Source organism: Bradyrhizobium sp. 132 (assembly GCF_023074185.1).
Lineage (GTDB): Bacteria > Pseudomonadota > Alphaproteobacteria > Rhizobiales > Xanthobacteraceae > Bradyrhizobium.
Map to the genome: position 1 here is coordinate 24,970 of NZ_JADPKY010000168.1, position 22,313 is coordinate 47,282.

25 protein-coding genes and 1 pseudogene are annotated in these 22,313 nt (G+C 64.1%); 18 read left to right on the forward strand and 8 right to left on the reverse strand.

The window, feature by feature from the left end; genetic code table 11:
- Positions 1–23: 23 nt before the first annotated feature.
- A pseudogene (locus tag IVA74_RS41325) lies at positions 24–310 on the forward strand (DUF5615 family PIN-like protein).
- A gap of 19 nt (positions 311–329) precedes the next feature.
- On the opposite strand, the gene IVA74_RS36320 reads toward IVA74_RS41325, so the two are convergent.
- Positions 330–875, reverse strand: coding sequence for an invasion associated locus B family protein (locus tag IVA74_RS36320; protein ID WP_247352340.1), 546 nt, complete (start codon positions 873–875; stop codon positions 330–332).
- Between the two features lie 449 nt (positions 876–1,324).
- Here IVA74_RS36320 and coxB point away from each other — a divergent pair, with 449 nt between their 5' ends.
- The 9 genes from coxB (at position 1,325) to IVA74_RS36365 (ending at position 8,417) form a co-directional block, all read left to right on the forward strand.
- Positions 1,325–2,164, forward strand: a complete 840-nt coding sequence (gene coxB / locus IVA74_RS36325; protein ID WP_247352342.1) for a cytochrome c oxidase subunit II — start codon at positions 1,325–1,327, stop codon at positions 2,162–2,164.
- A gap of 89 nt (positions 2,165–2,253) precedes the next feature.
- Positions 2,254–3,879 carry a cytochrome c oxidase subunit I gene (gene ctaD / locus IVA74_RS36330; protein WP_247352344.1) on the forward strand — a complete coding sequence of 542 codons (1,626 nt, stop codon included), beginning with the start codon at positions 2,254–2,256 and terminating at the stop codon, positions 3,877–3,879.
- A 61-nt stretch (positions 3,880–3,940) separates the two neighbouring features.
- Complete coding sequence (locus tag IVA74_RS36335) at positions 3,941–4,885, forward strand: heme o synthase (protein ID WP_247352346.1); 945 nt, start codon at positions 3,941–3,943, stop codon at positions 4,883–4,885.
- Positions 4,882–5,058 carry a CoxF protein gene (locus IVA74_RS36340; RefSeq protein ID WP_247352347.1) on the forward strand — a complete coding sequence of 59 codons (177 nt, stop codon included), beginning with the start codon at positions 4,882–4,884 and terminating at the stop codon, positions 5,056–5,058. Before IVA74_RS36335 ends, IVA74_RS36340 begins: the two co-directional genes overlap by 4 nt.
- A gap of 5 nt (positions 5,059–5,063) precedes the next feature.
- Positions 5,064–5,714: a cytochrome c oxidase assembly protein gene (locus tag IVA74_RS36345; protein WP_247352349.1), complete on the forward strand. Its 651-nt coding sequence runs from the start codon at positions 5,064–5,066 to the stop codon at positions 5,712–5,714.
- A gap of 79 nt (positions 5,715–5,793) precedes the next feature.
- The gene (locus tag IVA74_RS36350; protein WP_247352351.1) at positions 5,794–6,690 is read left to right on the forward strand and encodes a cytochrome c oxidase subunit 3; all 897 of its coding nucleotides are present in this window, start codon (positions 5,794–5,796) and stop codon (positions 6,688–6,690) included.
- A gap of 96 nt (positions 6,691–6,786) precedes the next feature.
- Entirely contained in the window at positions 6,787–7,188 is a 402-nt protein-coding gene (locus tag IVA74_RS36355; protein ID WP_247352353.1) for a DUF983 domain-containing protein, read from the forward strand.
- On the forward strand, positions 7,185–7,937 hold the full coding sequence (locus tag IVA74_RS36360; RefSeq protein ID WP_247352354.1) for an SURF1 family protein: 753 nt from the start codon (positions 7,185–7,187) through the stop codon (positions 7,935–7,937). The genes IVA74_RS36355 and IVA74_RS36360 overlap by 4 nt, the downstream gene beginning before the upstream one ends.
- Before the next feature lie 114 nt (positions 7,938–8,051).
- Positions 8,052–8,417: a nuclear transport factor 2 family protein gene (locus tag IVA74_RS36365; RefSeq protein ID WP_247352356.1), complete on the forward strand. Its 366-nt coding sequence runs from the start codon at positions 8,052–8,054 to the stop codon at positions 8,415–8,417.
- On the opposite strand, the gene IVA74_RS36370 is transcribed toward IVA74_RS36365, so the two are convergent.
- Entirely contained in the window at positions 8,414–9,754 is a 1,341-nt protein-coding gene (locus IVA74_RS36370) for a histidine kinase (protein WP_247352358.1), read from the reverse strand. The genes IVA74_RS36365 and IVA74_RS36370 overlap by 4 nt on opposite strands.
- Positions 9,755–9,839: 85 nt before the next feature.
- Here IVA74_RS36370 and IVA74_RS36375 point away from each other — a divergent pair, with 85 nt between their 5' ends.
- The 5 genes from IVA74_RS36375 (at position 9,840) to IVA74_RS36395 (ending at position 15,170) form a co-directional block, all read left to right on the forward strand.
- A complete protein-coding gene (locus IVA74_RS36375) occupies positions 9,840–10,484 on the forward strand; it encodes a response regulator transcription factor (protein ID WP_247352361.1) in 645 nt (214 codons plus the stop codon).
- 562 nt (positions 10,485–11,046) lie between these two features.
- Positions 11,047–12,465: a threonine synthase gene (gene thrC / locus IVA74_RS36380; RefSeq protein WP_247352362.1), complete on the forward strand. Its 1,419-nt coding sequence runs from the start codon at positions 11,047–11,049 to the stop codon at positions 12,463–12,465.
- Positions 12,462–13,751 (forward strand): pitrilysin family protein, encoded by a 1,290-nt coding sequence (locus IVA74_RS36385; protein ID WP_247352364.1) that lies wholly within the window; start codon positions 12,462–12,464, stop codon positions 13,749–13,751. The genes thrC and IVA74_RS36385 overlap by 4 nt, the downstream gene beginning before the upstream one ends.
- 39 nt (positions 13,752–13,790) lie before the next feature.
- On the forward strand, positions 13,791–14,378 hold the full coding sequence (locus tag IVA74_RS36390; protein WP_247352366.1) for a GNAT family protein: 588 nt from the start codon (positions 13,791–13,793) through the stop codon (positions 14,376–14,378).
- Positions 14,379–14,513: 135 nt separating this feature from the next.
- Positions 14,514–15,170 carry a hypothetical protein gene (locus IVA74_RS36395; RefSeq protein ID WP_247352368.1) on the forward strand — a complete coding sequence of 219 codons (657 nt, stop codon included), beginning with the start codon at positions 14,514–14,516 and terminating at the stop codon, positions 15,168–15,170.
- Between the two features lie 200 nt (positions 15,171–15,370).
- On the opposite strand, the gene IVA74_RS36400 is transcribed toward IVA74_RS36395, so the two are convergent.
- From IVA74_RS36400 to IVA74_RS36420, 5 genes are all read right to left on the reverse strand, one after another.
- On the reverse strand, positions 15,371–15,856 hold the full coding sequence (locus IVA74_RS36400; protein WP_247352370.1) for an ATP F0F1 synthase subunit B: 486 nt from the start codon (positions 15,854–15,856) through the stop codon (positions 15,371–15,373).
- Between the two features lie 5 nt (positions 15,857–15,861).
- On the reverse strand, positions 15,862–16,428 hold the full coding sequence (locus IVA74_RS36405; RefSeq protein WP_247352371.1) for a F0F1 ATP synthase subunit B': 567 nt from the start codon (positions 16,426–16,428) through the stop codon (positions 15,862–15,864).
- A 59-nt stretch (positions 16,429–16,487) separates the two neighbouring features.
- Complete coding sequence (locus IVA74_RS36410) at positions 16,488–16,718, reverse strand: F0F1 ATP synthase subunit C (protein ID WP_007599451.1); 231 nt, start codon at positions 16,716–16,718, stop codon at positions 16,488–16,490.
- Positions 16,719–16,771: 53 nt separating this feature from the next.
- Positions 16,772–17,521, reverse strand: a complete 750-nt coding sequence (locus tag IVA74_RS36415; RefSeq protein WP_247352373.1) for a F0F1 ATP synthase subunit A — start codon at positions 17,519–17,521, stop codon at positions 16,772–16,774.
- A 112-nt stretch (positions 17,522–17,633) separates the two neighbouring features.
- A complete protein-coding gene (locus IVA74_RS36420; RefSeq protein WP_018459992.1) occupies positions 17,634–18,008 on the reverse strand; it encodes an AtpZ/AtpI family protein in 375 nt (124 codons plus the stop codon).
- Positions 18,009–18,369: 361 nt separating this feature from the next.
- Between IVA74_RS36420 and IVA74_RS36425 the strand changes: the two genes are divergently transcribed.
- The gene (locus IVA74_RS36425) at positions 18,370–18,891 is read left to right on the forward strand and encodes a hypothetical protein (protein WP_247352375.1); all 522 of its coding nucleotides are present in this window, start codon (positions 18,370–18,372) and stop codon (positions 18,889–18,891) included.
- A gap of 8 nt (positions 18,892–18,899) precedes the next feature.
- Positions 18,900–19,373 carry a secondary thiamine-phosphate synthase enzyme YjbQ gene (locus IVA74_RS36430; RefSeq protein ID WP_247352377.1) on the forward strand — a complete coding sequence of 158 codons (474 nt, stop codon included), beginning with the start codon at positions 18,900–18,902 and terminating at the stop codon, positions 19,371–19,373.
- A 67-nt stretch (positions 19,374–19,440) separates the two neighbouring features.
- On the opposite strand, the gene IVA74_RS36435 is transcribed toward IVA74_RS36430, so the two are convergent.
- Positions 19,441–21,066 carry an MFS transporter gene (locus IVA74_RS36435; RefSeq protein ID WP_247352379.1) on the reverse strand — a complete coding sequence of 542 codons (1,626 nt, stop codon included), beginning with the start codon at positions 21,064–21,066 and terminating at the stop codon, positions 19,441–19,443.
- Between the two features lie 330 nt (positions 21,067–21,396).
- On the opposite strand from IVA74_RS36435, the gene IVA74_RS36440 reads away from it, so the two are divergent.
- Positions 21,397–22,068 carry a response regulator transcription factor gene (locus tag IVA74_RS36440; RefSeq protein WP_247352380.1) on the forward strand — a complete coding sequence of 224 codons (672 nt, stop codon included), beginning with the start codon at positions 21,397–21,399 and terminating at the stop codon, positions 22,066–22,068.
- The last annotated feature ends 245 nt before the right edge of the window (positions 22,069–22,313 follow it).

The window sequence follows — 22,313 nt, forward strand, 5'->3', positions numbered from 1 at the left end:
ACCTCAGCTTCATGCTTTGCCAGATGATCGCCGATCTTTTTCCAGATTCCAGCCACGTCCGGTCTCACGGACTATCGGAAGCTGCGGACCGTGCGCTTTGGGAGTTTGCGAAGGCAAATGGCTTCGCGATTGTGACCCAGGACGTCGATTTTGCCGACATGGCAAGCTTGTTGGGTCTCCGCCGAAGGTGATCTGGCTGCGGACCGGCAATCAAACCACGGCGGCAATCGCGGCTCTGTTTCGCCGACATGCGCAGACGATCGAATCCTTCGAGAGCGACAACGGCACAGCCTGCCTTGAGATTTACTAGACGAGGCCGGCCCAGCCGCCTATGGCAGCTTGTCGTAGCCCTCGCCGAGCCCGTTCAGGCTGAGCGGGAAGCCGATGCCTTCTTCCGGGGTTTCGAAGATGATGAAGGTCGCGGTCTTGGCGGTGCGGAGCTGGCCGAGCAGCTTGTCGTCCATGACGACCTCGGCGACGCAGCCATTGGGCAGGCAGCGGACAAAGCCGGCACGGCCGACGTCCTGGTTGTCGAGCTTGAGGCCGAGGCCGGAGGGCAGGAGAACGCCGAGGGGGGCGACGACCCGCATCAGGCGGCTTTTCTGGTCGGCGGTCTTGAGCACGATCACGGTCAGGCCGGCATTGGAGCGGTCTTCGGCCACCACGCTCTGGATCAGGGCGCATTGCTCGGATTGGGCGCCCGGCGGGGTGTCGCAGCGAATCTGCCAGTCGCCATGGACGGAGCGCACCGCGCCCTGCGCATGGGCGAGGCCCGGGAACGCCAGGACGACGACAGCAGCCAGCAGGGCAGCCAGCTTCGTGAGGCCGCTAGCCTGGCTTGTCGCCGGCCTTGCCATGCATCTCGAAAACCCCATCGGGTCGGTCCCTCTGCTCGCCTGGGTCGCTCGCACCTGGCGGACTGATACGGGAATGACGGCGTCTTGAAGGCGATTCGCAAGCAAATTCCACGCCGCCACGGCCGCCGTCGCCCGCACGAATCAGGTTCCGGTGCGGCTGTCTGCCAGTGCCTAACGCGGGCAATTCCGCTGTCAAGCCGCAGCATCGCGGGAAACGGTATTTTTGTCTGATGTTACTAGGAAATATCTTGCGGGTGATGGCTGACAGACCGGGCTTAAGACTGCATTGCGATAGATCAAGAATTATGGTTTGAGAGGCTTGATTTCGGCGTTCTAGCGATCCGGCCCCAGTTCCTCTTAGAGGTATTCTTGCGCGGCGGTTTGTCAGACGGGCGGATCGAATAATGCGTTTCCCGAAAATTAGGGGAATGCACTTGGGGTGATTTCGTTAGGGGAGCGCGAACGGCATGAAGTTGTCGATGGGCCCGGTGGGCCGGCACTTGCTGGGATTGGCCGTGGCGGGTCTGACGCTGGCGACGAGCGGCGCGGCATTCGCCGAACTCGGGCAACCGGCGCCGTGGGAGTGGACGCTTCAGCGGTCCGCTTCCCCGGTGATGGACAATATTGTCTGGTTCCACAATTTCCTGTTCGTGCTGATCACTGTGATCACGCTGTTCGTTCTGGCGCTGCTCGTGATCGTGGTCGTCAAGTTCAACTCGAAGGCCAATCCGGTGCCGTCGCGGACCACGCACAACACGCTGATCGAGGTTGCGTGGACGCTCGTTCCGGTGCTGATTCTGGTTGGTATCTCGGTGCCGTCGTTCCGCCTGCTGTTCCTGGAACTCGACGTGCCGAAGGCGGATATCACCATCAAGGCGACCGGCAAGCAATGGTACTGGTCCTACGCCTATCCTGATAACGGCAAGTTCGAGTTCGACTCGCTGTTGGCCCAGGACAAGCAGCCCCGGCTGCTCGGTGTCGACAACGAGATGGTGGTGCCGGTCAACAAGGTGATTCGTGTCCAGGTCACCGGCGCCGACGTCATCCACGCCTTCGCGATGCCGGCTTTCGGCGTCAAGATCGACGCCATTCCGGGACGGTTGAATGAGACCTGGTTCAAGGCCACCAAGACCGGCATGTTCTACGGCCAGTGCTCGGAGCTGTGCGGCAAGGACCATGCCTTCATGCCGATCGCGATTCGCGTCGTGGAGGACCAGGAGTTCGCCTCCTGGGTTGAGACGGCGAAGAAGAAATTTGCGAGCGGCGGCACCAGCACCTACGCCTCCACGGCAGGCCCGACGCAGTAAGCGCCGGGCGTGGGGCTCGAGGGGACTGAAAGCGACATAAAGGCGGGACCTCCAAAGGGTCCGATCGGGACGCAAGGCAGGATTTGAAAATGGCAACGAGCGCAGCGGCACACGGCGATCACGCGCAAGACCACGGACATGACGAGCACGCCCATCCGACTGGATGGCGGCGCTACGTCTATTCGACCAACCACAAGGACATCGGCACGATGTACCTGATCTTCGCGGTCATCGCCGGCATCATCGGCGCCGCGATGTCGATCGCGATCCGTGCCGAGCTGATGTATCCGGGCGTGCAGATCTTCCACGAGACGCACACCTACAATGTGTTCGTGACCTCTCACGGCCTGATCATGATCTTCTTCATGGTCATGCCCGCGATGATCGGCGGCTTCGGCAACTGGTTCGTGCCGCTGATGATCGGCGCGCCCGACATGGCGTTCCCGCGCATGAACAACATCTCGTTCTGGCTGCTGCCGGCCTCGTTCGCGCTGCTGCTGATGTCGACCTTCGTCGAAGGCGAGCCGGGTGCCAACGGCGTCGGCGCGGGCTGGACGATGTATGCGCCGCTGTCGACCTCGGGCCATCCGGGGCCGGCCGTCGACTTCGCGATCCTGTCGATCCATCTTGCCGGTGCCTCTTCGATCCTCGGTGCCATCAATTTCATCACCACCATCTTCAACATGCGCGCGCCGGGCATGACCCTGCACAAGATGCCGCTGTTCGTGTGGTCGATCCTGGTGACGGTGTTCCTGCTGCTGTTGTCGCTGCCCGTGCTCGCCGGTGCCATCACCATGCTGCTCACCGACCGCAATTTCGGGACGACATTCTTCAACCCCGAAGGCGGCGGCGACCCCGTGCTGTTCCAGCATCTGTTCTGGTTCTTCGGCCACCCCGAAGTGTACATCCTGATCCTGCCGGCTTTCGGCATGGTCAGCCAGATCGTCTCGACCTTCTCGCGCAAGCCCGTGTTCGGCTATCTCGGCATGGCCTACGCCATGGTCGCGATCGGCGGCATCGGCTTCGTGGTGTGGGCGCACCACATGTACACGGTCGGCATGTCCTCGGCGACGCAGGCCTATTTCGTCGCTGCCACGATGGTCATCGCGGTTCCGACCGGCGTGAAGATCTTCTCGTGGATCGCCACGATGTGGGGCGGCTCGATCGAGTTCCGCGCCCCGATGATCTGGGCCGTGGGATTCATCTTCCTGTTCACCGTCGGCGGCGTCACCGGCGTCGTGCTGGCGAATGCCGGCGTCGACCGCGTGCTGCAGGAGACCTACTACGTCGTCGCGCATTTCCACTACGTGCTGTCGCTCGGCGCGGTGTTCGGGATCTTTGCGGGCTGGTACTACTGGTTCCCGAAGATGTCGGGCTACATGTACAACGAGACGCTGGCCAAGACTCACTTCTGGGTCACCTTCATCGGCGTCAACCTGGTGTTCTTCCCGCAGCACTTCCTCGGCCTGTCGGGCATGCCGCGCCGCTACGTCGACTATCCCGACGCGTTCGCGGGCTGGAACCTGGTCTCGTCGCTCGGCTCCTACATCTCCGGCTTCGGCGTGCTGATCTTCCTCTATTGCGTGATCGACGCCTTCGCGAAAAAGGTGCCGGCTGGCGACAATCCGTGGGGTGCCGGTGCGACCACGCTGGAATGGACGCTGCCCTCGCCGCCGCCGTTCCACCAGTTCGAAGTGCTGCCCCGCGTGCAGTAATCAATCTCCCGCGGCGCCCGTGACGGGCGCCGCGGCTCTACAACAAAGCGAGTCAAACTAAGTGTCCGTCCTCGACCACAACGCCGTCGACATCAATCCCCGCATCTCCGAAGCGGAGGTTGGCGACTACATCGCGCTCTTGAAGCCGCGGGTGATGTCGCTGGTGATCTTCACCGCGCTGGTCGGAATGGCGCTGGCGCCCGGGCATTTCCACCCGGTGCTGGCTTTCACCTCGCTGCTCTGCATCGCGGTCGGTGCCGGCGCCTCGGGCGCGCTCAACATGGCGCTGGAAGGCGACATCGACGCCAAGATGTCGCGCACGGCGAACCGGCCGATTCCGCGCGGTCGTATCACCCGTCCCGAGGCGATGACCTTCGGCATGACGCTCGCCTTCTTCTCGGTGATGACGCTCGGCATCCTGGTCAACTGGATCGCGGGCGCGCTGCTCGCCTTCACCATCTTCTTCTACGTCGTGATCTACACGATCGGCCTGAAGCGCCGGACCGCGCAGAACATCGTGATCGGCGGTGCCGCCGGCGCGCTGCCACCGGTGGTGGCCTGGGCCGCGGTCACAGGCACGGTCGACGTCGAGCCGCTGCTGCTGTTCGCCATCATCTTCTTCTGGACGCCGCCGCACTTCTGGGCGCTGGCGCTGTTCCGCTCCGACGATTACGCGCGTGCCGGCATCCCGATGCTGCCCAATGTCGCCGGCCCCGACGCGACGCGGCTTCAGATCCTGCTCTACACCATCGTGCTGATCGCGGTCGCCGCTGCGCCGTGGGCGCTCGGCTATTTTGACGCCATTTACGGCATCATCTCGCTGATCCTCGGCGCCGGCATGCTGGCGTTCGCCATCAACGTCTATATCCGCCGCGAGCGCAGCCAATCGTTGCGGGCGACGCGAAAGCTGTTTGCGTTCTCCATCCTTTATCTGTTCGCGCTGTTCGCGACTTTGCTGGCCGAGGTCGTGTTCCGGGCGCTTGCTCCGATGGTAGGGGGCGCATGATCGCAGGAATGGCCGACAAACCCGAAATCGATGGAATCGTCCTCACCGAGGCGCAGAAGAAGAGCCGTCGACAGCGCTCGATCGCGATCGCGCTCGCGCTCGGCGTGCTCGTGGTGCTGTTCTTCGCCGTGACCATGGTCAAGGGACCGGCCGTGCTCATCCGGCCGATGTAGGAAACATGGATCAGAAGCCGACCATATCGCCGGATCAGAGCCGGACGGCCACCAAGAGGCGTCGGCCTTTCAGGGGTGTCGGCCGCGACGTGCTGGTCGCCTCCATCTGCGGCGGCGTGGTCGCGCTGATGGTCGGCGCCTCCTACGCGGCGGTGCCGTTCTACAATTGGTTCTGCCGTGCCACCGGCTTCAACGGCACGACCCAGGTCGCGACCTCGGCGCCGGCGAGCGGTCCGATCGCACGGAAGATCGCGGTGCGCTTCGATTCCAACGTCGCGCCCGGCCTGCCCTGGAAGTTCGAGCCGGAGCAGAGCGAGATCGAGGTCAATATCGGTCAGGTCGTGACAGTCTTTTACACGGTGACCAACCAGGCTGCGCGGACCACCGCAGGCCAGGCCGCCTACAATGTCGCGCCGCTGACGGTCGGATCCTATTTCCAGAAGATCAACTGCTTCTGCTTCACCGAGCAGACCATGGCGCCCGGCGAGAAGCGCGAGATGCCGGTCGTGTTCTACGTCGACCCGTCGATCGCGGACGACCACGACAACGACGGGCTGAACACGATCACGCTGTCCTACACGTTCTATCCGGTGCGCGATCCGGTGGTGAAGCCGGTCGCCTCTGGCGAGGGCGACAAACGCAAGGGAAATCTCTGATCGCCGGGCTCACGCTCAGGGGATTGGACACAAGGGGATAAGTGCCGGACAGGCACGGGATTGAGGAGCGAGACCGCAAATGGCAACGGCGCACACCAAACATCACGACTACCATCTGGTCGATCCCTCGCCGTGGCCCGTCGTCGGCTCGATCTCGGCCTTCATCATGGCGGTCGGTGCGATCGCCTGGATGCACCACATGTTCTCGGCGGCGCCGATCATCTTCGGCGTGGGCACCGTCGGCGTGCTCTACACCATGGCGAGCTGGTGGGGCGACGTGATCAAGGAAGCCCAGTACAAGGGTGACCACACCCGCGTGGTGCAGCTGCATCACCGCTACGGAATGATCCTGTTCATCGCCTCCGAGGTGATGTTCTTCGTCGCCTGGTTCTGGGCCTATTTCAACGCAGCGCTGTTCCCGGCCGACGCCGTCCACGCCACGCGCGATGCGATATTCGGCTGCGGTCTCGGTACCGCGGCCGGCGCCTGCGCTGTGCCGGGCACCTGGCCGCCGCACGGCATCGAGACCTTCGATCCCTGGCATCTGCCGCTTTTGAATACGCTGATCCTGCTCACCTCCGGCACCACGGTGACGTGGGCCCATCACGCGCTGCTCGAGAACGACCGCCAAGGCCTGAAATACGGCCTGATCATCACCGTCGTGCTCGGCGCGCTCTTCACCTGCGTGCAGGCCTATGAGTACGGCCACGCGGCGTTCTCGTTCGCCGGCAACGTCTACGGCGCGACCTTCTTCATGGCGACCGGCTTCCACGGTTTCCACGTGCTGATCGGCACCATCTTCCTGCTGGTCTGCCTGTTCCGCGCCTATGCCGGCCACTTCACGCCGACGCAGCATCTCGGCTTCGAGTTTGCCGCCTGGTACTGGCACTTCGTCGACGTGGTCTGGCTGTTCCTGTTCCTCTGCATCTATGTGTGGGGACACGGCGCCGAATCCATGGCCCACGGCGCGCACTGAGCAGCCTTGGATTGATCAGAAAGGGCGGCCGCAGGGCCGCCCTTTCGCTTTCGACGCGCCGGAGGTTTCGGCAGAACTGTGATAGACTCCTTCATCATGAACGAAGCCTCCGATACGTCCAAGCCACAAGCCACTGTCCTGCAAAGCGCGCTGCGCGGGCTTGCCTGCAAATGCCCGCGCTGCGGCCAGGGCAAGCTCTATGCGGGCTTCCTGACGCTTGCGCCCGCCTGCGACCGTTGCGGCCTCGACTACGCCTTCATCGATTCCGGCGACGGCCCTGCGATCTTCATCATCATGCTGGCCGGCGCGATCGTGGTCGGTTGCGCGCTCGTCGTCGAGGTCAAGTATCAGCCGCCGTATTGGCTGCACGCGGTGCTGTGGCTGCCGCTGATCCTCGCGACCACGCTGCTGCCGTTGCGCGCGATGAAGTCGCTGCTGATCGCGCTGCAATTCCACCACAAGGCGGCGCCGGGCCGGCTGGTCGACCGCGCGAAATGAACGAGACCGCACGCAAGCCACGCGTGGCCGGCTTTGCGCTGTTCACGCTTTTCCTGGCCGCGGTCTGCGTCGCGCTCGGCCTCTGGCAATTGCAGCGCCGCCTCGCCAAGCACGAGCTGATCACAGCGCTCACCGAGCGTCTTGCGGAGGCACCGGTCGCGCTGCCGCCGCCGGCGCGATGGGCCGCGCTAAGTCCCGCGCGCGATGAATTCCGCCGCGTCAGCTTTACCGCGACGTATGCGCCGTTGCCCGATGCGATGGTCTATTCGCCCGGGTCCGCCGTGCGCAAGGACGCCGCAAGCCCCGGTACCTGGGCGTTCCTGCCGGCGCGGCTGCCAAGCGGCGAAACCGTCGTGATCGATGCGGGCTTCGTCGAAAACACCATGCAGGATCGCAGCGTCGAGGATCGCGCGGTCAAGAAGCTCATCACCGGGCAGGTGGTCTCGTTCACCGGCTATCTTCGCTTTCCCGAGGCACCTGGCTGGCTGACCCCGGCGGAGAACCGCGACAAGCGGCTCTGGTTCGTGCGCGATCATGTGGCGATCGCGAGCACGCTGGGCTGGGGCGCGGTTGCGCCATTCTATATCGACCTCGAGCGGCCCGCACCCGAGAACGGCATTCCGCGGCCGGGGCCCCTCGACGTCCACCTCAAGGACGATCACCTGCAATACGCCATCACCTGGTTCACGCTCGCAGGCGCCGTGCTGATCGCCTTCGCCGTGTGGGCTAAAGGGCGGCGGCAGAGCTGAGCTCCGCAGATACCTCGAGGGAACCCGGTATCGCCCGGGGTTTACCATTCAGCGCACATTCACGAGTGTAGTCCTAAGCCACCAGTGATTTTTCGCGGCAGACAGGATTGCGGCGTGAGCGATTTCGACCAGATGGGAATTGTCGTCGACTGGGTGGATGCCTGCAGGAAGGGCGATCTCGCGACGCTGCTCGACCTCTATGCGGACGACGGCCAGGTCGAATGCACGTGTAACGGCACGCAGCGCTATCGCGGCCGCACCGAGCTCGAAGCCTATTGGCAGCCGCGGCTCAGCGCTTTCTCGTCGGCAGGTTTCGGGCTGGAGGAAATCCATCCCGCGCCCCACGGCGTCGATCTCGAATATTCCGTCGCCGGCGCGCTGCGCATCCGCGCCTCGTTTTGCTTCAGCCCGGACGGCAAGATACGCACCACGCTGTGCGAGCCGGCGCGACAGAACACGCACCTTGGCTGTGCGTGCTAATCGGTGACCGGTGCCTCGCCTGCCGGTTCGGCGGGAAGGCGGCAGCGCACATAGGTTCGTTCATCCGCGCGCAGCAGTGACAGTGATCCGCTGAGCGCGCGTACGCGCTCATGCATGCCGGTCAGGCCACGGCCGAACAAATCGCCTTCGGGAAAGCCGCCGCCGTCGTCGGAAATCTCGATGATGACCGTCTCGCCGGCGAAGGTCGCCTGCACATGGGCATTGCTGGCGCCGGCATGGCGCAGCACGTTGGTCAGCGCCTCCTGAATCACGCGATAGACGGTCTGAGCCAGTGGCCCGTCGATCCCGTTGAGATCCGGATCAATCGTGTCCGTCAGGCCGATGTAAGGGGCCTGCTTGCGAAAATTCCGGAGCAGCGTCTGCACGCTGGTCTCCAGACCCAATTCCTCGATGTAGAGCGGTCGCAATCGGTCGAGGATGCGGCGGTTGGTCTGCTGGAGTGCCTCGACCGATTGCAACACCTCTTCCGCCGAATTGCCGAGATGTCCCGCCGTAGGCGAGGCCTCGACCAATGCGATCGTGCCGACGCGAATGCTGAACAGCAACGGGCCGAGTTCGTCGTGCAGTTCGCGCGCGAGATCGCGCCGCTCGTCGTCCTGGAGCGACACCAGGCGGTGCAGCAGGTCGCGATTGTCCTGGCTCAATTGCGCCAGCGTTGCGGCCAGCGCATTGGCCTCCTCGCAGCTTTGCCGGATTTCCGGCGGTCCTCCGACCGGGATCGGCGTCGCGTAGTCGCCGCGCCGTATCCGCGTGAGCCCTTCGCCGAGATATTGCAGCGGGCGCAGGGCCGATCCGGCGAAAACATACGCAATTGTGCCGGTGAGCACCATCAGCACGGCGACGAGGGTGGTCAGCGCGAGAAAGCCGATCCACTTCTCGAACAGGTCGGCCGACAGGTCCGGCAGGAAGAGGAGATCGCCGACACGCTGGCCGCCGATCATCACCGGAGTTGCCGTGTCCATATCCGGAATGGTGAGCAGGTCGACAAACCATTGCGGCACGCCATGCGGCTTGCGCAGACCGTCCTTCACTGAAGACGCGGGACCGGCGTCCACAGCACGGAATTGGATATCAGAGGAGATGTCCAGAGAATGGACAAAGGCGTCGAGGGTCTGCCGCGGAGTGTTCGAGGTGCGCAGGGTGTTGTTGAGCGCGGCGGCAACCGTCTGGGTCAAACGCCGCCCCGGCTCGTTCTCGTCGGCCAGTTGCCCGGCCGCGAAGGTTTGAAGCAGCACGCCGCCCATGATCAGCGCGGCGAGGAAGCCCGTGCCGAGCGGCAGGAACAGTTGGGTTCTGAACGAGAGGCGTTGCCACATTAGGTCAATTCTAACGCGCATCGGCCGGATTTGCTCTTTCCATTTGTTCCCGGGGGTCTATGAGTCGAAAAACAAGAGAGCTGCGATGCAAGATTCCACTAAGCCGGCAACCCGAGTTCTGATCGTTGACGACCATCCCGTGGTGCTGTCCGGTTGCCGCACCCTGTTCGCCTCCGACCATTCGATCCGGATCGAAGAGGCCGCCGACGCCAAATCCGGGCATCGCGCCTATGTCAGCAAGCGGCCCGACGTCACCGTGATCGACATCAGCCTGCCGGATGTCTCCGGCTTCGAACTCATGCGGCGCATTCGCAAGGACGATCCGGACGCCAAGATCATCATGTTCAGCATGAATGACGATCCGGCCTTCGTGGTGCGGGCGGTCGAGCTTGGGGCGCAGGGCTATGTCTCCAAGGGCGACGATCCCCGGATCCTGCTCAAGGCGGTGCGCAAGGTGGTCGCGGGCGACAATTTCATCTCGCCGCAGCTCGCGGAAGCCGTGACGTTTTCCGGCGCGGCGATCAAGGCCAACCCGGCCTCGCAGATGACGCCGCGGGAGCTCGAGATTCTTCGCCTGCTGGGGCGAGGCGACAAGATCGTGGAGGTCGCCGAGGCGCTCGGCATTTCTTACAAGACCGTGGCCAACACCACGTCCCTGCTCAAGCAGAAACTCGGTGCCAAGAACCATTCCGATCTGATCCGGATCGCGGTGGAAATCGGGATGAGCTGACGCCCAGAGCGCCGAACCGGCTGCTCCAGGATGCTGCCGGTTCGGCGGGGCGGAGCGGTCTCGGCGCTGAGCCGGGCAATGCATGGATAGCGCCGATACCATCCGCCGACACAATGGACCGAGCCGGCAGTTCGTTCCGGAACTGTCCGGTCATTCGGGAAATAATGGCAATGTGCGCCAAGAAATCGCTCGCGAGCATTTGTCGACGCCGAGGCATTGCCAGAAAAAATAGGAACATCTTCTCTCACGGGCCGTTTTGGCTCTTGACGATGTCGTGACAGGCGACGAAAGCTTGCGCGAATAGTTTTAGCGGGTCAGCGACCCCAAGAGGCAAACTGGTCTGCACACATCAACGACAGACCTTCCAGGAGAGGGCTGCGGCATTGCCGCAGCCCTTTTTATTGGGCAGCCCTTTTTCGTTGGATCGGCAGGGACGCGAAGCGGTTTCCCGATGCCGCAAAACACTTTATGGTGGCCCAAGCCTCTGGCTGTTAACAAGTAGTTTCGTAAAATCAAAGGCTTGCGGATCGAGCTCAGGCTCGGCCGGCCTTTGGAGGGCAGTTTGACTCGTTATATCTCGACCCGGGGCGAGGCCCCCGAACTCGGCTTCTGCGACGTGATGCTGACCGGGCTTGCCCGCGACGGCGGCCTGTATGTGCCGGCCGTCTGGCCGCAACTCTCGACTGAGGCCATCGCCGGCTTCTTCGGTCGTCCCTATTGGGAGGTCGCGGTCGAGGTGATCCGCCCCTTTGTTGGCGGCGAGATATCGGATGCCGAACTCGGCCGCATGGCGAACGAGGCCTACGCCACCTTCCGCCATCCGGCGGTGGTGCCGCTGCGCCAGATGGCGGCGCACCAGTTCGTGCTGGAGCTGTTCCACGGTCCGACGCTCGCCTTCAAGGATGTGGCGATGCAGCTGATCTCGCGGCTGATGGACCATGTGCTTGCCAAGCGCGGCCAGCGCACCACCATCGTGGTCGCGACCTCCGGCGACACCGGCGGTGCTGCGGTCGACGCGTTCGCGGGGCTCGAGAATGTCGATCTCATCGTGCTGTTTCCGCACGGCCGCATTTCCGAGGTGCAGCGGCGGATGATGACCTCGACAGGCGCGGCCAATGTCCACGCGCTCGCCATCGAAGGCAATTTCGACGATTGCCAGGCGCTCGTGAAGGGGATGTTCAACAACCATCGCTTCCGCGATGCGACCTCGCTGTCCGGCGTCAATTCCATCAATTGGGCGCGCATCGTCTCCCAGGTGGTCTACTATTTCACCTCCGCCATTGCCGCCGGCGCGCCGGCGCGCGCGGTGGACTTCGTCGTGCCGACCGGCAATTTCGGCGACATCTTTGCCGGCTATGTCGCCAAGCGCATGGGTCTTCCGGTGCGGACTCTAGGCATCGCCGCCAACGTCAACGACATCCTGGCGCGCACGCTGAAGACCGGGATCTACGAGGTGCGCGAGGTGCACGCGACGGCGTCGCCGTCGATGGACATCCAGATCTCCTCGAATTTCGAGCGGCTGCTGTTCGAGGCTGGCGGGCGCGATGCCGCCGGCGTGCGCCGGCTGATGGATTCGCTGAAGCAGTCGGGGCGCTTCGTGCTGCCCGATGCGACGCTGGCCGCGATCCGCGAGGAATTCGACGCGGGCCGCGCCGACGAGACCGAGACCGCGGCCGCGATCCGCGCCGCCTGGCGCGAGGCGGGCGAGTTGGTCGATCCCCACACCGCGGTCGCGCTCGCGGTCGCCGATCGCGACACCACCGACACGACGGTTCCCAGCATCGTGCTGTCCACCGCCCATCCGGCCAAATTCCCCGACGCGGTCGAGGCGGCCTGCGGCCAGCGGCCGCAACTGCCGGCCTGGCTCGACGGTCTGATGACCAAATCCGAACACATGAAGGTGATGAAGAACGACCAGGCCGAGGTCGAGCGGTTCGTGCTGTCGGTCAGCCGCGCCGCGAAACAGGGAGTTGCCGGATGAGCGTCGAGATTTCCAAGCTTGCGTCCGGCCTGACCGTCGTCACCGACAAGATGCCGCATCTCGAAACGGCGGCGCTCGGCGTCTGGGCCGGCGTCGGCGGGCGCGACGAGAAGCCCAACGAGCACGGCATCTCGCATCTTCTCGAACACATGGCGTTCAAGGGCACGACGAAACGCTCCTCGCGCGAGATCGTGGAGGAGATCGAGGCGGTCGGCGGCGACCTCAATGCCGGCACCTCGACCGAGACCACGTCCTATTACGCGCGGGTGCTGAAGGCCGACGTGCCGCTCGCACTCGACGTGCTCGCCGACATCCTCGCCAATCCCGCCTTCGAGCCCGACGAGCTCGAGCGCGAGAAGAACGTCATCGTGCAGGAGATCGGCGCGGCGCAGGACACGCCCGACGACGTGGTGTTCGAGCATCTCAACGAGCTCTGTTATCCCGACCAGCCGATGGGCCGTTCGCTACTCGGCACTGCGAAGACCTTGCGTGCCTTCAGCCGCGACTCGCTGCGCGACTATCTGTCGACGCATTATCGCGGGCCCGACATGGTGGTGGCGGCGGCCGGCGCGGTCGATCACAAGCAGGTGGTCGCCGAGGTCGAGCACCGCTTTGCCAGTTTTGAGGGGACGCCGGGTCCCAAGCCGCAATCCGCACAGTTCGGCAAGGGCGGCACCAAGGTGGTGCATCGCGAGCTCGAGCAGGCGCATCTGACGCTGGCGCTGGAAGGCGTGCCGCAGGGCGATCTGTCGTTGTTCTCGCTCCAGGTCTTCACCAACATCCTCGGCGGCGGGATGTCGTCGCGGCTGTTCCAGGAGGTCCGCGAGAAGCGCGGCCTCTGTTACTCGATCTACTCGTTCCACGCGCCCTATACCGACACCGGATTCTTCGGCCTCTACACCGGCACCGATCCGGCCGATGCGCCCGAGATGATGGAAGTCGTGGTCGACATCATGAACGATTCGGTGGAGACCCTGACCGAGGTCGAAATCGCGCGGGCCAAGGCGCAGATGAAGGCGGGCCTGCTGATGGCGCTGGAGAGCTGCTCGTCGCGCGCCGAGCAGCTCGCCCGGCATGTGCTGGCCTATGGCCGGCCCCAGACCGCCGAGGAGCTGGTGGCCCGGATCGACGCCGTCAGCGTCGAATCGACCCGGGATGCGGCGCGTGCGCTGCTTTCGCGCAGCCGCCCTGCGGTTGTCGCATTAGGCAGCGGCAGGGGTCTGGACACGGCGGTGTCTTTTGCGGAAGGATTGACCCGGGCACGCGCCAAAGCGCGGCTGCATTAGGAGCCGCGCACGGGCTGATCTGCCCCGGGAAGCATCACCATGGCCCTCTTTCGCCTGCCATCCAGTGGACCTGCCGCGCTCGCGCCGCGCGGCAACGGCCTGTTGCTACGTGCGCCGCAGATGTCGGACTTCCTGCAGTGGGCGCATTTGCGCGAGTCGAGCCGCGATTATCTGACGCCCTGGGAGCCGATCTGGCCGTCGGACGATCTCACCCGCTCCGGCTTCCGTCGCCGCCTGCGCCGCTATTCCGAGGACATCGCCGCGGACCGTTCCTATCCCTTTCTGATCTTCCGCGAGCTCGACGGCGCCATGCTCGGCGGCATCACGCTCGCCAATGTCCGGCGCGGCATCGTCCAGGCCGGCACCATCGGCTATTGGGTCGGGAAGCCCAACGCCCAGCGCGGCTACATGACGGCCGCGCTGCGGGTGCTGCTGCCGACGCTGTTCGGCGAACTCAATCTGCACCGGGTCGAGGCCGCCTGCATTCCGACCAATACGCCGTCGATCCGGGTGCTGGAAAAGTGCGGCTTCTCCCGCGAAGGGCTGGCGCGCCGCTATCTCTGCATCAACGGCGTCTGGCAGGACCATCTGCTGTTCGGTCTGCTGCACGAGGATTTCCGCGGCTGAGCCCGTTCATTCATGTGGCCAAAGTCTCCTTGTGCTGCCTTGTTGTGCTTGCCTTGGGTTCGCCGGTTTTGACGATATAACGGCGCAAGGCCGGCCGGCGATCGGCCGGGATGTTGTCGTGGAGTATGGGCGTTGATGGTGCAGAAGTTTCGGTCATCGCGGAGTGCGTTGCGGCGGGGGACAGCGGTCGCGTTGGCGTTGTCGGTTGCGCTCGTCTCCGTCTCGCCGGCCGCGGCGCAATCGCTGACCGATCGATTCAAGGGCCTGTTCGGCGGCAAGTCCGACGAGCCGGCACAGCCCAAGCCTGCGCCTGCGCCAGGCCAGCCGGCGGCCGATGACGACGTCGATTGTCCGCAGGTTACGGTGCGCGCGGGGGCCTCGACCTACGCGGTTGGCGCCACCGGCAAGCCGGCCGTCGGCAATGAGATCCGCTTCCAGGCTACGATCACCAAGATGGCGCGTGAATGTACCCGGAACGGTGCCGATATCACGGCCCGGATCGGCATTCAGGGCCGCGTCATCGCCGGTCCCGCCGGTGCGCCTGCGACCGTCGAGGTGCCCTTGCGCATCGCCGTGGTGCAGGGCGGCGTCGGCGAGAAGGTGATCGCCTCGAAGGCCTACCGGACCACGGTCGAGATGTCGGAGGGCGGCAGCGTGCCCTTCACGTTCGTCGCCGAGGATCTGGCCTATCCGATGCCTTCGGCCAAGGCCGCCGATTCCTACATCTTCTATGTCGGCTTCGACCCGCAAGCGCTCTCGCCCGAGCCGAAGGCGCGGGGGAGGAAGAAGTAACCACGAAAACATAGTTGTCATGCCCGGCGAAGGCGGGGCATCCAGTACGCTGCGGCTTCTCGATTGATCAGGACTGTCTCTGGAATACTGGATCGCCCGCCTTCGCGGGCGATGACATCAGGTTTTGCCGATGCAGTGCCCGACAAACGAAAAAGCCGGCACTCATCGCGCCGGCTTTCTGATTGGTGAAGCGAGACCCCTCAGTTCAGCTTCTGCCGAACCTCGGTGATGCCCTTGGCGAGCAGATCGTCGGCGACGTTGCCCTTGACCGACTGCGACAGGATCGTGGAGGCGGCCTGGACGGCGGCTTCCGCGGCTGCGGCGCGGACATCGGCCACCGCCTGGGCCTCGGCGAGCGCGATCTTGCCTTCCGCGGTCTTGGTTCTGCGGGCGACGAAGTCTTCCATCTTTGCCTTGGCCTCGGTCGCGATGCGCTCGGCTTCGGACTTGGCGTTGGCGATGATGTCGGCAGCCTCGCGCTCGGCCGTCGCGGTGCGCGCCTTGTAGTCGGCGAGCACCTTGGCCGCCTCCTGCTTGAGGCGCGTCGCGTCGTCGAGCTCGGCCTTGATGCGGGCTGCGCGATGATCGAGCGTCGTCAGCAGGGTCTTGTGGATGCCGAGATAGGCAAACACGAGCATCAGGATGACGAAGGCGACGGCGACCCAAAATTCAGGTTCGAAGAACATATCGACTAACCCTTCAAGGACGCATCGACCGCGGCATTGACCGACGCGGCGTCGGGAACGACACCGGTAAGCTGCTGCACGATCTGGCCGGCCGCATCGGCTGCGATGCCGCGGACGTTGCTCATGGCGGCGGTGCGGGTCGAGGCGATGGTCTTCTCCGCCCCGGCGAGCCTGGCCGCCAGCTGTTCTTCCAGCGTCTTGCGCTCGGCTTCCGCCTGCGCATTCGCCTTCTCGCGGGATTCGTTGCCGATCGCCTGTGCTCGCGTGCGCGCCGAGGCGAGCTCGCTTTCATAGGCCTTCAGCGCGGCGTCGGACTGGTCCTTCAGCTTCTGCGCTTCGGCGAGGTCACCCTCGATCTTGTTCTGACGCGCCTCGATCGCACCGCCGATACGCGGCAGAGCGAGCTTGGACACGATCACGTAAAGCAGGACGAAGAAGATCGCGAGCGACACCAGCTGTGAAGCGAAGCTGCTGCTCTCGAACGGCGGGAAGCCGCCACCGTGGTGACTACCGTCAGCCTCGGTGTGGGCGCCCGCCGCCGGACCTTTTGCGCCGCCATGACTTTCAGCCATGGAGTACTCCTGTTGCAGTCATGCGCGCCGCTTCGGTTGAAGCGGCGCGAAACACGTCCTCAGAGCGGAACGAACAGCAGCAGCAGCGCGATCAGCAGCGAGAAAATGCCGAGCGCTTCGGTCACGGCGAAGCCGAAGATCAAATTGCCGAACTGGCCCTGAGCAGCCGAAGGGTTGCGAACGGCTGCGGCGAGGTAGTTGCCGAAGATCACGCCGACGCCGACGCCCGCGCCGCCCATGCCGATGCATGCGATGCCCGCGCCGATAAGTTTTGCTGCTGCCGGATCCATTTTAGACTCCTTGGAAGAAAGATTGGGTTGTGGGTGGAAATTCCCCGGACCGCTCAGTGTCCCGGATGAATGGCGTCGTTGAGGTAGATGCAGGTCAGGATCGCAAACACATAGGCCTGCAGGAACGCGACCAGAATCTCGAGAGCGTACAGCGCGACCGTGAGCGCCAGCGGCAGCACGCCGCCGACCCAGCCGACGGCGCCGAGCGAGAAGCCGAGCATGGCGACGAAGCCCGCGAACACCTTCAGCGCGATGTGGCCGGCCAGCATGTTGGCGAAGAGACGGACACTGTGGGAGACCGGCCGCAGGAAGAACGACAGGATCTCGATGAACATGACCAGCGGCAGGATGTAGATCGGGACGCCCTGGGGAACGAAAATCTTGAAGAATTTCAGGCCGTTCTTGTAGAGGCCGTAGATCAGGACGGTGAAGAACACCAGCAGCGCGAGCGCTCCCGTCACGATCAGATGGCTCGCAATCGTGAAGGTATAGGGGATGATACCCACGAGGTTCGAGACGCAGAGGAACATGAACAGCGAGAAGATCAGCGGGAAGAACTTCATGCCTTCCGCGCCGGCCGTCGAACGGATGGTCGAGGCGACGAATTCGTAGGAGATCTCGGCGACCGACTGAAGGCGCCCGGGAACCATTTGCGTGCCGCTGGCAAGCATCAGGATCGAGATGATCGCGACCGCCACCAGCATGTAGAGCGACGAATTGGTGAAGGCGATCGTGTGATTGCCGATATGGCCCAGGGTGAAGAGAGGCTCGATGTTGAACTGGTGGATCGGGTCGATTTTCATCAGCGCAGCATTTCTTGGTCTGCCGGGCAATGCCGGCGGGTCTCGGTCTGCCGGTCGGGCCGGCCCGTACCGGCGAAGCCGGCACGATCATTCCTCTCCTGGTGTGGATCGCTTAAGAACCACCGCGTCTGTTTTGACCCGCGCCTGCCGTCCTCACCACGTTCACCACGCCGGCCACAAAGCCCAGCAGCAGGAACACGATAAATCCGAAAGGCGACGTCGACAGCAAGCGGTCGAAACCCCAGCCAATCCCCGCTCCGACAACGACCCCGGCGACCAACTCGGAGGATAACCGGAAACCAAGCGCCATCGCCGAGGCTCTGGCCGCTCTGTCCTCACCGTCACCTGCGGGTTGCTCGGTCTTGACGTGGCGGCCGCGAAATTCGGACAACCGCTGATCAAGATTTCCGAGCCGTTCGGAAAGCGCAGCTTCCTCGGGCGATCTATCGCGATCTCCATTCTCGCCGTGTCCCGTGCCCTGTGTCATGCAACGAAGACCCGAAACGCCGCGGCTGAATGGAAATTACGCCCGCCACCCTCAAAAGCCGCGCGGACCATACTGATGGGCCATAATCAAGTCAAGCCAAGTCACGATTGTGTCCATTCCTGTTATGTATCTGATTTATTTTACAATATTGGCGCGCGCGGCAGCGCTGCACACAGCGTGACGCCGCACCGCAGCAGCTCTCCGCATGATCGGCGGATGCCGTCGCCATTTCGCCCCGCTGCCGGGATCAAAGAGGGCACTGCCCTCGTTGATATCAGGGGCGCGTTTTGGGCGGCGGATCGCCTCGCGGGGGTGTAGAATTTGCGAGAGTGCCACCTTTCGCGTCGTGGCGGAGAGCGCGATGAGACCAGCGAATTCATCCACAACATCATGGCTTGCGGCCGCGGCGTTCGCCGCGGTGATGACCATCAGCGGCGGCTGCCTCGCCGCGCAATCCGCACCCGACAGTGAAAACGGCCGCTACAGCATGACCCCCATCCCCGAGGGCGTGCTGCGGCTCGACACCCGCACCGGCACGGTATCGACCTGTACCAGGAGCGGCGCCGGTTGGGCCTGCTACGCGGTGCCCGACGAGCGGACCGCGCTCGACGCCGAGATCGGCCGGCTGCAGGCTGAAGTCGAGACGCTGAAGGGACGGCTCGCGGCGGGGCCGACCGTATCAGGCAAGATCGACGAGGCGCTGCCGAAATCCGATCAGTTCAAGAAGGCGGAGCCGAAGGCCGCCGAGGGTGACCGCAGGCTCGAGATCCCCCTGCCGAGCGACCAGGACGTCGACCGCGTGATGTCGTTCCTGGAAAAGGCCTGGCGCCGGCTGATCGACATGGCCAACCGCGTGCAGAAGGACGTGTCGGGGAAGATTTGAGAGTTTGAATGGCATCTGAGAAACGCTTCGCACGCTCTGCGCCGTCGACTGTGCAAGTCACCGCCATCGCATCGTCGCTGCTGACCGTGCAGACGCCGGGCCGCGGCTTCACCGATCTCACCGGCGAAGCTGCGAAATTCGTCGCCGAGGCGGGCGCGCGAGACGGCGCGTTGACATTGTTCATCCGTCACACCTCGGCGTCGCTGACGATCCAGGAGAACGCCGATCCCTCCGTGCTCGTCGATCTCACCACCGCGCTGTCCCGGCTCGCGCCGGAGAACGCCCGATGGACGCATGATACCGAGGGACCCGACGACATGCCGGCGCACGTCAAGACCATGCTGACGCAGACTTCGCTTCAGGTCCCGGTCCTGAACGGCAAGCTCATGCTCGGTACCTGGCAGGCGATCTACCTGATCGAGCACCGCAAGCGCCCGCACCGGCGCGAGGTCGTGCTGCAGTTCATCGGCGGCAATCAGTAGAGCCCAAAAGAAAACCGGTCGCGGAGCGATCCGCGGCCGGTTAGTGTTGATTTGGATCTGCCGCCGATCAGGTCGCCTTGATGTCGACGTCCTTGGTCTCGGGCAGGAAGAACAAGCCGATCACGACGGTAATCGACGCGAAGATGACCGGATACCAGAGGCCCGCATAGATATCGCCCGTCGAGGCCACGATGGCGAAGGCGGTCGCCGGCAGCAGGCCGCCGAACCAGCCGTTGCCGATATGGTAGGGCAGCGACATCGAGGTGTATCGGATGCGGGTCGGGAACAGTTCGACCAGCATCGCGGCGATCGGGCCGTACACCATGGTGACGAAGAGCACCAGGACGAACAGCAGTCCGACAACGGCGGCCACCTGCGGACGGAAGATGTCGAACGGATGCGCCATCTTCACGATGCCCGTATCGCCGGCCTTCGGATACCCGGCTGCCTGCGCGGCGGCGAGGAGCGCCGGATTACCGTCCTTGGCGTTGGCGTAGGCAACTTCCTTGCCGTTGACCATCACCTTCACGCCGGAGCCGGCCGCACCTGGCGTGGTCGTGTACTTGACCGACGACTGCGACAGGTAGGCACGTGCGGTGTCGCAAGGCGAAGTGAAGACGCGGGTGCCGACCGGGTTGAACAGGTCGCCGCAACCTGCGGGATCCGCCACCACCTCGACCTTGACCGACTCAATCGCCTTTTCCAGCGCAGGATTGGCGTTGGTAGTGATCATCTTGAAGATCGGGAAGAAAGTGAGCGCCGCGATCAGACAGCCGCCGAGAATGATCGGCTTGCGGCCGATCTTGTCGGAGAGCATGCCGAACACGATGAAGAAGCCGGTGCCGAGCAGCAGCGACCAGGCGATCAGCAAGTTGGCGGTGTAGCCGTCGACCTTGAGGATCGATTGCAGGAAGAACAATGCGTAGAACTGGCCGGTGTACCAGACCACGCCCTGGCCCATCACGCCGCCAAGCAGCGCCAGCAGCACGAGCTTGCCGTTCTGCCAGTTGCCGAAGGCTTCTGTCAGCGGGGCCTTCGAGCTCTTCCCCTCGTCCTTCATCTTCTGGAAGATCGGGGATTCGTTGAGACGAAGCCGGATCCAGACCGAGACGCCAAGCAGCAGCACCGAGACCAGGAACGGAATGCGCCAGCCCCACGCCGCGAACTCGGGTTCGCCGAGGGCGGAGCGCGTGAACAGGATCACCAGCAGCGACAGGAACAGGCCGAGCGTCGCCGTGGTCTGGATGAAGGACGTGTAGTAGCCGCGCTTGCCGTTCGGAGCATGCTCCGCGACGTAGGTCGCCGCACCGCCATATTCACCGCCGAGCGCCAGGCCCTGGGCGAGGCGCAACGCGATCAGGATGATCGGGGCCGCGATGCCGATGGTCGCCGCGTTGGGCAGCAGGCCGACAATGAAAGTCGACAGACCCATGATCAGGATAGTGACGAGGAAGGTGTATTTGCGGCCGACGATGTCGCCGATACGGCCGAACACGATCGCGCCGAACGGGCGCACCAGGAAGCCTGCCGCGAAGGCCAGCAGCGCGAAGATGTCGCGGGTTGCCGGGGGATAGGCCGAGAAGAACTGCGCGCCGATGATGCCGGCCAGCGACCCGTAAAGATAGAAATCGTACCACTCGAAGACAGTACCGAGCGAGGAGGCGAGAATGACGAACCGTTCGTCTTTCGTCATCCCTCCCGCGCGTGCTTGAGACACAGCCATTGTCGACATGTTGAGTCGCTCCCCGAAAAATCGTTTCCTCGCGCCCTAGATGTCCAGTCATGTCGGATCAACCCAGGCCTTGCCCTCAAGGTAACATTGGCGTGAAACCCGCCCCAATACGACTTTCGGCCTTTCGCACTGACGCGCAGCTGACGGCGGATATCGGGCCGCCGCGTGCCTCCGGATTAACCCCTTTGCTTTAAAGGAATAATGCGCCCTTGCATGCCACGGCCGCTCAGGGAAGAATTAGGGTGCCGCGGCGTTGACTCGCCGCCCGGCGCGAACGACAGCAAGAGAACGATGAACGCTCCTTCCACCCATCTCGTCATTGCCGATGACCATCCGCTGTTCCGCGACGCGTTGCGGCAGGCGGTGGCGGGCGTCCTGACCTCGGCCAGGATCGACGAGGCCGGATCGTTCGAGGATCTGACCAAGCTTTTGGAACAGGCCTCTGACGTCGACCTGATCCTGCTCGACCTCTCGATGCCCGGGATCTCCGGCTTTTCCGGCCTGATTTATCTGCGCGCCCAATATCCGGCGATCCCGGTGGTCATTGTCTCGGCCTCCGACGACAGCGCCACGATCCGCCGCTCGCTCGATTTCGGCGCCTCGGGTTTCATCCCGAAGCGGTTCGGCGTCGAGACCCTGCGCGATGCCATCCTCAAGGTGATGGAGGGTGACGTCTGGGTTCCCGCCGACACCGACCTGTCGGCCGCCGCCGACCCGGACATGACGAAGCTGCGCGACCGTCTGGTGACGCTGACGCCGCAACAGGTGCGGGTCCTGATGATGCTGTCGGAGGGGCTGCTCAACAAGCAGATCGCTTATGAGCTCGGCGTCTCCGAGGCCACCATCAAGGCGCACGTCTCGGCCATCCTGCAAAAGCTCGGCGTCGAAAGCCGCACCCAAGCCGTCATCGCCGCCGCGAAGATCGCCGGCGGCCAGTGGAGGCAGGGCACCCCGACGGGGTGAGCCTGAGCGAGCTGCGCGACCGCGTCTGTGTCGCCCCCCTGTCAATCCGCCAGCGCGAAAATATTCCACTTTACCGAAATTCGGTTTTGGCGTATGTGTCGTCCATCCCGGCTCACCCTTGAGGGGCGACCATGTGTCGTGATGGCCGTAGAGCCGGGCTTGCGGTGGACGCGGCAGCGTCGGGCGCGAAAGTGCGGGCAGGGCGGATTGCTCTCCGTGAGCCCAGAACTTCGTGCCGACGAGCG